The following is an 11,300-nucleotide window of genomic DNA, read 5'->3' as shown; positions in this document are numbered from 1 at the left end:
CTGCTGCACGGCCCTTACGTGCACAACAATGCCGAGATCTTCGCCGCCTTCGACAGCGACGGCGGTTCGCGCGAGGTCGCCGATGCGCAGGCGCTCGCCGGGGCGGTGCATCGCTGGCTGAGCGATCCGGCCAGCGCCCGGCAGGCGGCGCGCGCGGCGGCGCATACGGCGAGCGAGCTCGGCGGAGCGATCAACCGCACGCTGCAGGCCATCGAGCCGCTCCTGATGCGCGCCGCGCTCGGCCAGCGCGAGAGCGCGCCCTGATGTCTGGATCACAGGCGGGATCCAAGCGAAAAACCGGTTTCCACTTTTTCGCATCCCGCCTCAGCGCGCCGCGTTTCTGGTGGCGCGACCGGCCGGGGCTGCTGGCCCGGCTCCTCTCTCCGCTCGGGCTGGCCTATGGCGCGATCACGCTGCGGCGCATGCGCAGGCGCGGCGCGGAAGCGGGCGTGCCGGTAATCTGCGTCGGCAATTTCATCGCCGGCGGCGCCGGCAAGACGCCGACCGCGATCGCGCTGGCCGGGCTGCTGCGCGCGCGCGGCGAGACGCCCTTCGTGCTGATGCGCGGCTATGGCGGGAGCTTGCCCGGCCCGGTCGAGGTCGATCCCGCGCGGCATGGCCCCACCGAGGTCGGCGACGAGGCCGTGCTGATGGCAGGCCATGCCCGCACGGTCATCGCCCGCGACCGCATCGCCGGCGCGGCGCTGGCCCGTACCCGCGGCGCGAGCGTGATCGTCATGGATGACGGCTTGCAGAACCCGGCGCTCGCCAAGCAGTTGCGGCTGGCGGTCGTCGACGGCGCGAGCGGCGTCGGCAACGGCCTCAGCCTGCCGGCGGGGCCGCTGCGGGCACCGCTGGCGGGCCAGCTCGATTGTACCGATGCGGTGATCGTGATCGGACCGGGAGCGGCAGGCGCGCGCGTCGCCGAGGCGGCCGCGAGGCAGGACAAGGCGGTCATCGCGGCACGGCTCGAACCCGACGGGCAGATCGCCGGGACGCTGCGCGGGCGCAAGGTCGTCGCGCTCTCGGGCATCGGCCGGCCGGAGAAATTCCGTGCCACGCTGGAATCCATCGGCGCCATCATTGCGGTCGAACGGGCCTTCGGCGACCACCATGCCTATTCGGCATCGGATGTCACCAGCATCATCGCGCAAGCGCGGTCAGGCGACCTGCTTGTCGCCACCACCGAAAAGGACATGACCAAGCTGGCGGCGCTCTGGCCGCAGAGCGAAAGGCAGCGGCTAAGCGTGCTGCCTGTCAGGCTGGTCTTCGACGCGCCGGAGCGGATCGCAAAGCTGCTGGAGACGGCCTCAGCCGCGGCCGGCGCGACGCAGCCTTAGCAGGGCCGCCTCGGGCGAGGCATAGGCTTCCTGCCACTCGACCGACCAGTAGCGCAGATCGTCCAGGCGGATCGGCGCGCCGGTGACGGCGCAGCGCACGAAGCCGCCCGGCTTGATCACGCGGAATTCGCCGTGACCGTAATCGACGACCGCTTCGGGAGCGGGAGTGGGAAGGCGCTCGCTGATATTCATCAAAATCGTATTAAATCATTGATTGCGAAACGGAAAGCCGGGATAATCACTGCGCGGTGTCATTTTCCGGTCGGCGATGTCCAGTGTCCTGCGCCTGTTGGCGCGTGTGGTGTGTCTCGTTCTGCTTGCAACCTCGGCGGTCCATGCCGGCGGCTATGAGCGTGTCTCCATCGCGATGGACGGCGGCCATCTCGACGGCGTTTTCTTCCGCCCGCCGGGGCCGGGGCCGTTTCCGGCGGTCGTCGCATTGCATGGTTGCGGCGGYCTGTGGCGCGAGCAAGGCAAGCTCTCGCTGCGCCATCTGGATTGGGGCGAACGGCTCTCCAATGCAGGCTTCGCCGTGCTGATGCCGGACAGCTATGGCTCGCGCGGGCTCGCCTCGCAATGCGGCGTGAAGGATCTCACCGTCCGGGCCGGGCGCGAGCGGGTCGCCGACACCATGGCCGCCCGCCTCTGGCTGCTGCAGCGCAACGATATCCGCCCCGGCCAGCTCTCCCTGATCGGCTGGTCCGGCGGCGGCTCGACGGTGCTTACCGCCATCCGCAAGGACAGGCAGCCGGCAGACCAGATGCCGGATTTCACACGGGCGATCGCTTTCTATCCGGGTTGCCGCATCCAGTCGGAATCGCCGAGCTTTGCCGTGCGGATGCCGCTGCTGATCCTGATGGGCGAGGCCGATGACTGGACGCCGGCCGCCCCCTGCGGCTACCTCGCCAAGGCGGCGCAGGCGCGCGGCGAGAAGGTCGAATTCGTGACCTATCCCGGCGCGGTCCATGATTTCGATCATCCCCGCCTCGAGGTGAAGGAGCGCGAGAACGTCGCCTTTTCCGCCAATGGCACCGGCAAGGTGATGGTCGGCACCAACCCGGCCGCTCGGGAGGATGCACTCAAGCGCGTCGACGCCTTCCTGAAGGCACCTTGATTCCCTTCAGCGAACCGCTCAGCCCTCATCCTGAGGAGCCATTTCGCCGGAAATGGCGTCCCGAAGGATATTTCAGGAAGCCCGGAGCCGTCTGGAACATCCTTCGAGACGCCGCTGCGCGGCTCCTCGGGATGAGACGGCTCTAGGCTTTCCAACGGCCTGTCAGAACAAATCGCCCTGAGCGGATTTCGGCGGCTCCGATCGCGGCGCCTCCTTGCGCGCCGGACGGGGCTGCGGCCTCGGTGCGGCTCCGCCGCTCCCGGACACCACGGCGCCGAAGCGGCCGTCGCTGACCTCGACGGTCAAGGCTTGGCCCGCCTGCGCCTGCGCGATGCTGCGAACCAGCGCGCCGGCCTCGTCGCGGATCAGCGCATAGCCGCGGGCGAGCACCGCTTCGGGGCCGAGCGAACGGATCAGTGTCCAGAGCGAGTCGAGGCGGTCCTGCCGGCGATGCAGCCCCTGCGCGAAAGCGCGCGTGGCTCGGTCGGCGAGCAGGTTGCCGCGCTCGCGACGCTGGATCAGGCTCTGGCCGAAGGCGTTGCGCGCCCGCGCTTCGAGCGTCGCCAGCCGGTCGCGGGCATGGGCGATGCGGGTGCGCTCGCTCGTGATCGCGTTGCCGCGCGCGGCGGCCAGCACGCGCGCGAAACCGTCGAGCTGGGCGCGCAGCCGGGCGAGCGCGATGCGCGGCGAGCGGGCCTCGAGCCGGCGCGCGAGACCTTGCAGGGCCTGTTCATGGGCGCGGGCGTTGCGGGCGAGCGCGGGAGCGAGCCGCGTGGCGGCGAGGTCGAGCCGCTGGCGCGGAGCGGAGAGCACCGCCTCCGGCCCCGGAAGCGCACGCGCCAGGGCGCGCAAATCGCTGCGGCGCCGATCCGAGAGCCGGCGCATGGCGCCGCCATGCCGGYGGGCGAGGTCGGCGACCAGCGCCATCAATTCGGCGCGGACCGGCACGACCTTCTCGGCCGCGCCGGTCGGGGTGGGCGCACGCAGATCGGCGGCGAAATCGATCAACGTCGTATCGGTCTCGTGACCGACGGCCGAGACCAATGGGATCGTCGAGGCGGCGGCGGCGCGGACCACGGCCTCCTCGTTGAAGCCCATCAGGTCTTCGAGCGAGCCGCCGCCGCGCGCGACGATGATGACATCGGGGCGCGGAATGCGTCCGCCTTCGGGGAGCGCGTTGAAGCCGGCGATGGCGTTGGCGACCTCGGCGGCGCTGGTCTCGCCCTGCACGCGCACCGGCCAGACCAGGACATGGCGGGGAAAGCGATCCTCCAGCCGATGCAGGATGTCGCGGATGACCGCGCCGGTCGGCGAGGTGACGACACCGATGACGCGCGGCAGATAGGGGATGAGCTGCTTGCGTTCCTCGGCGAAGAGGCCCTCGGCAGCGAGCCGCTTGCGACGCTCCTCCAGCAGCGCCATCAGCGCGCCGATGCCGGCCGGCTCCAGCGAATCGATGACGATCTGGTAGCTCGACTTGCCGGCGAAGGTGGTGATCTTGCCGGTGGCGATGACCTCCAGCCCATCCTGCGGACGCGTCTTCAGCCGGCCGAAGACGCCTTTCCAGATCACCGCGTCGATCTTGGCGTTGGTGTCCTTCAGCGAGAAATAGACATGGCCGGAAGCGACCGGGCCGCGATAGCCGGAAATCTCGCCGCGCACGCGCACGAAGCCGAAGGAATCCTCGATGGTGCGCTTCAGCGCGCCGGAGAGGTCCGAGACGGTCCATTCGGGCGCATTGCCTGTGGGAACGGTCGATTCGCTGTTCATGGCCGGACCATAGCGGGCGGACCCGACGAGCAGAAGCGTTGCCGTGGCCGCGCCGGGCAGGTATTGCGCAAGGATCCTTTCGGCCGACCTCAGCCCTCATCCTGAGGAGCCGCGTCAGCGGCGTCTCGAAGGATGGTCCAGGGGGCGCTGGAGCATCCTTCGAGACGCGTTCCTCCGGAACGCTCCTCAGGATGAGGGCTCACAAACCCGCCAATGCGGATGGGAGCCAGCATGAAGATTCTTCTGATCGGTTCGGGGGGCCGCGAACACGCGCTCGCCTGGGCGATATCGGCCTCGCCGCTCTGCGAGCAGCTCTTCATCGCGCCGGGCAATCCCGGCACCGCGCAATGCGGCGAGAACGTTGCGGTCGATATCGCCGATCATGCCGCGGTGGTCGCTTTCTGCCATCTTCAGGCTATCGGCCTCGTCGTCGTCGGCCCGGAAGGGCCGCTGGTCGCCGGCATCGCCGACGATCTCAGGGCCGCCGGCATCAAGGTGTTCGGCCCCTCGAAGGCCGCAGCCCAGCTCGAGGGCTCGAAGGGCTTCACCAAGGAGCTCTGCGCCCAGTTCAACATTCCGACCGCCGCTTTCGGCCGCTTCACCAGCGCCGACACCGCCAAGGCCTATGCCGCCCGCCAGGGTGCGCCGATCGTGGTCAAGGCCGACGGCCTCGCCGCCGGCAAGGGCGTGGTGATGGCCGAGACGCTCGATCAGGCCAATGAAGCGATCGACATGATGTTCTCGGGCGGTCTCGGCAGCGCCGGCGCCGAGGTCGTCATCGAGGAATGGATGATCGGCGAGGAGGCGAGCTTCTTCGCCATCTGCGACGGCACCAATGCGCTGGCGCTGGCCTCGGCGCAGGACCACAAGCGCGTCGGCGACGGCGACACCGGCCCGAACACCGGCGGCATGGGTGCTTATTCGCCCGCCCCCGTGATGACGCCCGCGCTGGAAGAGCGCGTCATGGCCGAGATCATCCGGCCGACGCTCGTCGGCATGGCCAAGCGCGGCATGCCCTTCCAGGGCGTGCTCTTCGCCGGGCTGATGATCACCGCCGAGGGGCCGAAGCTGATCGAATACAATGTCCGCTTCGGAGACCCCGAATGCGAGGTGCTGATGCCGCGCCTCAAGAGCGACATCGTGCCGGCCCTGCTCGCGGCCTGCGACGGCGTGCTCGGCTCCTTCGACCTGCGCTGGGCGGAAGAGGCGGCGCTGACCGTCGTGCTCGCGGCGCGGGGCTATCCCGGCAAGCCCGAAACCGGCAGCATCATCCGCAGCGTCGAGAAGGCGGATGCGCTGGACGACGTCCTCGTCTTCCATGCCGGCACCAAGCTCAGGGAGGGCGAGCTCGTCGCCCATGGCGGGCGCGTGCTCAACGTGGTCGGCCTGGGCAAGAGCGTGCGCGAGGCGCAGGCGAAAGCCTATCAGGCCGTCGACCTGATCGACTGGCCGGAGGGCTTCTGCCGCCGAGACATCGGCTGGCAGGCGGTGAAGCGCGAGCAAGCCTGACAAAACCGGGCACCCCGCACGCCTCAATCTCGGCGATTGCTTCTCCTACGCTCTTGCCAAATCCTTGAACGCTCCCCTGCTTTACAAGGGAGAGGATTTCGGCCGGACGGACATCGTCTCCGCCGCCACGGCAAGGGCGCAGCCATGAGCAACATCGACAGCCTGTTTCCCGGTTTCAAGGCCCATTGGGTCGACGGCCCGGTCGGCAAGATCTTCGCCCGCGTCGGCGGCGAAGGGCCGCCGCTCGTGCTGATCCACGGCTTTCCGCAGACTCATGCGGAGTGGCACAAGATCGCGCCGGAGCTGGCGAAGACGCATACCGTCGTCTGCCCTGACCTGCGCGGCTATGGCTGGTCGGCCGCGCCGCATGGCGATGGCGGGGCAGCGACCTATACGAAGCGGGGCATGGGCGAGGACATCGTCGCGGTGATGCAGGCGCTCGGCCATCTGCGCTTCGGCGTGATCGGGCATGATCGCGGCGCGCGTGTCGCCTATCGCCTCGCGCTCGACCATCCCGGCCGCGTCGAGCGGCTCGCGCTGCTCGACATCCTGCCGACCGTCTCGATGTGGGAGGGCATGGACGCGGCGCGTGCCAGCATGACAAGGCCGATCTCGCCGCAGGCAAGCGCATCCTCTGCCCGACGCTGATCCTGTGGGGCGAGGCCGGCATCCCGGCCAAGGGCGCAAGCCCGCTCGAGATCTGGCACGAGACCTTCGCGCCGCAGGCGGAGGGGCAGGCCATCGACAGCGGTCATTTCCTGCCGGAGGAGAATCCGCAGGCGACGCTCGCCGCGCTGAAGCCGTTCCTCGCGCAGCCGCTTGCCTGAGCGAACGGCAATGGCCAGATTCGGCTGATGTCGCCGCGCCACGCCGCCCACCGACCCGAAGCCGCGAAGCCTGCCGGCGAATTCGCGCTGGTGCTCGGCGCCGGCGGCGCGCGGGGCTTGAGCCAGATTCCGGTCCTCGAAGCGCTCGACGAGCTCGGCGTGAAGCCTTCGCTGATCGCCGGCTGCTCGATCGGCGCGATCATCGGTGCCGCTTATGCGGCCGGCATCCCGGGCTCCGCCTTGCGCGAGCATGTGCTCGGCAGCTTTCGCGACCGGGCCCGCGTGGTCGCGAAACTGCTCGATGCCCGCGTCGGCAAGCTCGCCGATCTGGTGCGCGGCCTCGGCAACCCCGCCCTGATCGATGGCGAGCGCCTGCTCGACCTGTTCTGGCCGGAGGCGGTTCCCGACCGTTTCGATGAACTCGCCACCCCCTTCAGCGCGACGGCGGCCGACTACCACCGCCATGTCGAGGTGACGCTGTCGGAGGGGCCGCTGACGCCGGCGGTCGCCGCCTCGCTCGCCATTCCCGGGCTGGTGCGGCCGGTCGCGCTCGGGGGGCATGTGCTGATCGATGGCGGCGCGATCAATCCCCTGCCCTATGAGCGCCTGCTGACGCCCGGCCGGATCGTGCTCGCGATCGATGTCAGCGCGCCGCCGCTTGCCACGAGCGACGGCCGCATTCCCGGTGCGATGGAGACGATCGTCGGCGCCTCGCAGATCCTGACCCGCACGCTGGTGCAGCGCATGGTCGAGCGGCAGCCGCCGGACATCCTGATCCGCAGCGGGCTCGACGGGATCGGCGGGCTCGACTTCTTCAAGGCGAAGGCGATCCTCGCCGCCGCCGAGCCGGTCAAGGACGAGGTCAAGCGAGCGCTGGAACGGGCTCTCGCCGCAGCGGGCTGACGGAAGGCTCGGGCGCATCGCAGCGGAAGCCCGGCAAGGCGGTTTCGAGCATCGCGCGCCCCTCCTCCGTCAGCGTCACGGCGCGGCTGTCCTTGCGGCGGCGCGTCCAGCCCATCTCGAAGCAGCGGCAGGCGAGCGCGGCGGCGAGATGGCCGGCGAGATGCGGCCGGCGCTCGCTCCAGTCGAGGCAGGGGCGAAGCGCCGCGCGGCGGGTCTTGCCGCTCTGGCCGGGCTCGACGCCGAGCCGGGCGAAAATCGCCTTGYCCGACGGGGTCRGCGCATAGCCTCCCTCGCTGGCGACGAGATGGCCGCCCGTCATCAGCGCATCGTGGATGCCGATGCCGAGCCGGCCGGCGAAATGGTCGTAGCAGGTGCGGGCGAAACTCAGTTCGGCCCCGACGCGGGACGGCAGGCGGCGCGTCGTTCCTTCCATATTCGCCAGCACCATCAGCCCTTCCAGCGCCGTCGCGACCTCCGGCCCGGCAAGGCGGTAATAGCGATGGCGCCCCTGCGCGGCGACGGCGAGCAAGCCGCCCTGCATCAGCTTGGCGAGATGGCCGCTCGCCGTCTGCGGCGCGACGCCGGCGAGCCAGGCGAGTTCCTTCGCCGTCAGCGCCCGGCCATCCATCAGCGCGTGCAGCATGTTGGCGCGGGCCGGGTCGCCCATCAGATGGGCGATCTCCGCGAGATAGGGACCTTGTGCACTCATGGCACCATGATGCGCCGTTCGCGCGCCGCCGCAAGCCAGGACGCTACGGTCAGGGCCGTAGTATCGATCCGAGACAGACCTGCCTCGGAATGCCAGAAGCGGGACATGGACAACACGGCTCTTCTCCTCTTCGTCACCGCCACCTTCGTGCTTGCCGGCTTCGTCAAGGGCGTGATCGGGCTGGGATTGCCGACCATCGCGGTCGGCATCCTCGGCGTCGTCATGGCTCCGGCCCAGGCCGCCGCGCTGCTCGTCGTCCCGAACCTCGTCACCAATGGCTGGCAGATCGCGACCGGGCCGAAGCTCGTCACGACATTGCGCCGGCTCTGGTCGATGCTCGCCACCATCTGCCTCGGCACCTGGGCCGGCGCCGGCCTGCTGCAGCAGCAGAAGGACGGCAGCGCGACGCTCTGGCTCGGCGCGGCGCTGATTCTCTACGCACTGGTCGGCCTCAAGGCGGCGAAGCTGCGCGTGCCGCCCGGCTGGGAGGTCTGGCTCGGGCCGGTCATCGGCTTCGTCACCGGCGTCGTCACGGCCGCGACCGGCGTCTTCGTTTTGCCGGCCGTGCCCTATCTGCAGGCCCTCGGCTTCGACAAGGACGAGCTGGTGCAGGCGCTCGGCATCTCCTTCATCGTCTCGACGCTGGCGCTCTCCTTCGGGCTGGTCGGAGCCGGCGCGCTCGACATGACGGTGGCCTGGCAATCTCTGCTCGCGCTGGTCCCCGCTCTCGTGGGAATGGGTGTCGGTCAGTTCGTCCGCAACCGCATCTCGCCCGCGACCTTCAAAATCTGTTTCTTCACAGGCTTGCTGGCGCTGGGCGCCTATCTCTGCTGGCGTGGTCTTGCCTGACGGCGCGTATCTTGCTTGGCTGTCCCTGCCGCTTCGCCTGCCGTTAACCGCTCGCTAACCCTATCAGCGCAGCCTCAACCCGAAGCGACAGGAGCATGCCCCGCTATGGATGCCTTCACCATGGTCATCATGGCCTGCGTCTCGGGAGAGCCGCACTGCACCACCTCACGCATCAGCGAGATGGACTTCACCACCGCGCAGGCCTGCGAGGCGCGCATCGACGACATCACGCGCACCATGACCAAGGAATTCGGCAAGCGCCCCGAGTTCAAGGGGCGGCAGGTGACCTATGACGTCTCCTGCATGGACCGCACCCAGCTCGCCCAGAAGTTCGGCATCACCTCGTCCGATACCTGAGCGGGAATTCGGGGTCATCATGCTCGGGCTTGCCCCGAGCATCTCGGAAACCAATGCCCTCTCGGCACGCGATTCTCGGGTCGTCGCTGACGCGGCTCCTCAGGATGAGGGCTGGGCTGTTCCCAAGCCCTACCGCCGCTCGCGGAAGAACTCCCGCAGCAGCGCCGCCGCCTCGCTCTCGCGCAGGCCACCATAGATTTCGGGCTGATGGTGGCAGGTCGGGCTCTCATAGAGCCTGACGCCGTTCTCGACGGCCCCGCCCTTGGGATCAGCCGCCCCGAAATAAAGTCGTCGGATGCGGGCAAACGAGATCGCCGCCGCACACATCGGGCAAGGTTCGAGCGTGACGTAGAGATCGCAGCCGATCAGACGCTCGCTGCCGATCGCTTCGCAAGCCAGCCTGAGCGCCAGCATCTCGGCATGGGCGGTGGGGTCCTTCAGCTCCAGCGTGCGGTTGCCGGCACGGGCCAGCACCGCGCCGTCGCGCATCACCACCGCGCCGACCGGCACCTCGCCGCGCGCGGCGGCCGCGCGCGCCTCGTCGAAGGCCTGCGTCATGGCATCGGTCACGGAAGGTGCTTGCGACAGAGACATCGAAAAACCCCAGCTTTGGCGCTCGCGGCGAGGAAAAGCCTCTGCTACAAGCGCCGGTCATAGCGAATAAGCGAGCCAGGCCCTTCCCGCAAAGCGGATGTGCAAAGGCCGGGCTCAGGAGCAGTCATGAAAGACGACGACAACAGCAGAGGCCGCGGCCCCCGCAAGGGCGGCGGAGCCGGCGGCCGTGGCGACGGCAAAGGTTTCGGTGGCAAGAGCTTCGGTGGCAAGGGCCCGGGAAGCAGGAGCCCGGCTGGCCGCAGCGGCGAGGGTCGCGCGCCGGCCCGCGACGGCGCCGAGCGCAAGAGCTTTGGCGAAGCCGGCGAGCGCCGCTCGTTCCGCGGCCATTCGGAGGGGGCTGAGCGCCCTGCCCGCCGCTTCGACAAGCCGGCCGAGGGTCGCGCCCCGCGCGCCGAGCGCCCCGCAGGCGACAGGCCGGCTCGGTTCAGGCCCGAGGGTGGGGCCCGTCCCTTCCGCGAACGCACCGGCGAGGACCGCCCCCGCCGCAGCGAGCGCGACGGCGAACGTCACGCCGAACGCCCCTTCCGCGCACGCGGCGAGGCGGGAGACCGGGCGGAGCGTCCGGCACGGGGCGGGTTCGGCCGCCCGCCGCGCCGCAACGAGACCGGCGACGGCGAAAGGCGCTTCGAGCGTCCGCGCCCGCAACGGGCAGAGCGCGATCCCCATCGCGAGGACCGGCCGCGCCGCCCGCGCGAGGAGGCGCCCACGGAAGGCAAGCTGATCGCGGCGCAGGAGCCGGAGCGGATCGCCAAGGTGATGGCGCGCGCCGGCGTCGCTTCGCGGCGCGACAGCGAGGCGATGATCGCCGAGGRCCGCGTCAGCGTGAACGGCACCGTGCTGGAAAGCCCCGCCCTCGACGTCAAGCCGACCGACGTCGTGCTGGTCGATGGCGAGCCGCTGCCGGCGCGCGAGCGCACCCGGCTCTGGCTCTACCACAAGCCGCGCGGCCTCGTGACCACCAACTTCGACCCGGAAGGCCGCCCGACCGTGTTCGAGGCGCTGCCGGAAGACCTGCCGCGCGTGCTCTCGATCGGCCGGCTCGACATCAACACCGAAGGACTGCTGCTGCTCACCAATGATGGCGGGCTGGCACGGGTGCTGGAGCTGCCCGAGACCGGCTGGCTCCGGCGCTACCGCGTGCGCGCCTTCGGCGAAGTCACGCAGGACAAGCTCGACACGGTTCGGGACGGCGTCGAGATCGACGGCATCCATTATGGGCCGGTGATCGCCCGCTTCGAGCGCCAGCAGGGCTTCAACACCTGGCTGACCGTCGATCTGCGCGAGGGCAAGAACCGCGAGGTCAAGAC

At 69.8% G+C, this 11,300-nt stretch carries 11 protein-coding genes and 2 pseudogenes; 9 read left to right on the top strand and 4 right to left on the bottom strand.

What is annotated here, in order from left to right; translation table 11 throughout:
* Together AB4Y99_RS24060 and lpxK are read left to right on the top strand one after the other, a co-directional pair.
* Positions 1-264, top strand: a pseudogene (locus AB4Y99_RS24060) (3-deoxy-D-manno-octulosonic acid transferase); the annotation flags it as partial.
* The gene (gene lpxK, locus AB4Y99_RS24055) at positions 264-1,340 is read left to right on the top strand and encodes a tetraacyldisaccharide 4'-kinase (protein ID WP_441525093.1); all 1,077 of its coding nucleotides are present in this window, start codon (positions 264-266) and stop codon (positions 1,338-1,340) included. The pseudogene AB4Y99_RS24060 and the gene lpxK, both read left to right, overlap by 1 nt.
* Here the strand turns inward: lpxK and AB4Y99_RS24050 are convergent.
* Positions 1,311-1,532 carry a DUF2093 domain-containing protein gene (locus AB4Y99_RS24050; protein WP_038360852.1) on the bottom strand — a complete coding sequence of 74 codons (222 nt, stop codon included), beginning with the start codon at positions 1,530-1,532 and terminating at the stop codon, positions 1,311-1,313. The two genes, lpxK and AB4Y99_RS24050, sit on opposite strands and share 30 nt — an antisense overlap.
* A gap of 109 nt (positions 1,533-1,641) precedes the next feature.
* On the opposite strand from AB4Y99_RS24050, the gene AB4Y99_RS24045 reads away from it, so the two are divergent.
* A complete protein-coding gene (locus tag AB4Y99_RS24045) occupies positions 1,642-2,454 on the top strand; it encodes a dienelactone hydrolase family protein (protein WP_441525092.1) in 813 nt (270 codons plus the stop codon).
* A 162-nt stretch (positions 2,455-2,616) separates the two neighbouring features.
* On the opposite strand, the gene xseA is transcribed toward AB4Y99_RS24045, so the two are convergent.
* On the bottom strand, positions 2,617-4,224 hold the full coding sequence (gene xseA / locus AB4Y99_RS24040; protein ID WP_441525091.1) for an exodeoxyribonuclease VII large subunit: 1,608 nt from the start codon (positions 4,222-4,224) through the stop codon (positions 2,617-2,619).
* A 231-nt stretch (positions 4,225-4,455) separates the two neighbouring features.
* Here xseA and purD point away from each other — a divergent pair, with 231 nt between their 5' ends.
* From purD to AB4Y99_RS24025, 3 genes and pseudogenes are all read left to right on the top strand, one after another.
* Complete coding sequence (gene purD, locus AB4Y99_RS24035; RefSeq protein ID WP_441525090.1) at positions 4,456-5,733, top strand: phosphoribosylamine--glycine ligase; 1,278 nt, start codon at positions 4,456-4,458, stop codon at positions 5,731-5,733.
* 144 nt (positions 5,734-5,877) lie between these two features.
* Positions 5,878-6,560 (top strand): annotated as a pseudogene (locus tag AB4Y99_RS24030) (alpha/beta fold hydrolase).
* Between the two features lie 27 nt (positions 6,561-6,587).
* Positions 6,588-7,463, top strand: coding sequence for a patatin-like phospholipase family protein (locus AB4Y99_RS24025; protein WP_441525089.1), 876 nt, complete (start codon positions 6,588-6,590; stop codon positions 7,461-7,463).
* Here the strand turns inward: AB4Y99_RS24025 and AB4Y99_RS24020 are convergent.
* Complete coding sequence (locus AB4Y99_RS24020) at positions 7,423-8,172, bottom strand: ArsR/SmtB family transcription factor (RefSeq protein ID WP_441525088.1); 750 nt, start codon at positions 8,170-8,172, stop codon at positions 7,423-7,425. The genes AB4Y99_RS24025 and AB4Y99_RS24020 overlap by 41 nt on opposite strands.
* 105 nt (positions 8,173-8,277) lie before the next feature.
* Between AB4Y99_RS24020 and AB4Y99_RS24015 the strand changes: the two genes are divergently transcribed.
* Both AB4Y99_RS24015 and AB4Y99_RS24010 read left to right on the top strand, forming a co-directional pair.
* The gene (locus AB4Y99_RS24015; RefSeq protein WP_441525087.1) at positions 8,278-9,021 is read left to right on the top strand and encodes a sulfite exporter TauE/SafE family protein; all 744 of its coding nucleotides are present in this window, start codon (positions 8,278-8,280) and stop codon (positions 9,019-9,021) included.
* Between the two features lie 105 nt (positions 9,022-9,126).
* Positions 9,127-9,378, top strand: a complete 252-nt coding sequence (locus tag AB4Y99_RS24010) for a hypothetical protein (RefSeq protein ID WP_038360843.1) — start codon at positions 9,127-9,129, stop codon at positions 9,376-9,378.
* A gap of 129 nt (positions 9,379-9,507) precedes the next feature.
* Here the strand turns inward: AB4Y99_RS24010 and AB4Y99_RS24005 are convergent, their stop codons facing one another.
* Positions 9,508-9,936, bottom strand: coding sequence for a nucleoside deaminase (locus AB4Y99_RS24005; RefSeq protein ID WP_191124558.1), 429 nt, complete (start codon positions 9,934-9,936; stop codon positions 9,508-9,510).
* 162 nt (positions 9,937-10,098) lie between these two features.
* Between AB4Y99_RS24005 and AB4Y99_RS24000 the strand changes: the two genes are divergently transcribed.
* The coding region (locus AB4Y99_RS24000) for a pseudouridine synthase (protein ID WP_441525086.1) at positions 10,099-11,300 on the top strand (1,202 nt) is incomplete at its 3' end.

Source organism: Allobosea sp. TAB14 (genome assembly GCF_052113865.1).
In the GTDB taxonomy this organism is placed as follows: Bacteria; Pseudomonadota; Alphaproteobacteria; order Rhizobiales; family Beijerinckiaceae; genus Allobosea; species Allobosea spartocytisi.
The sequence above is the reverse complement of the archived record's forward strand: the minus strand, read 5'-3'. Positions and strand labels throughout refer to the sequence as shown.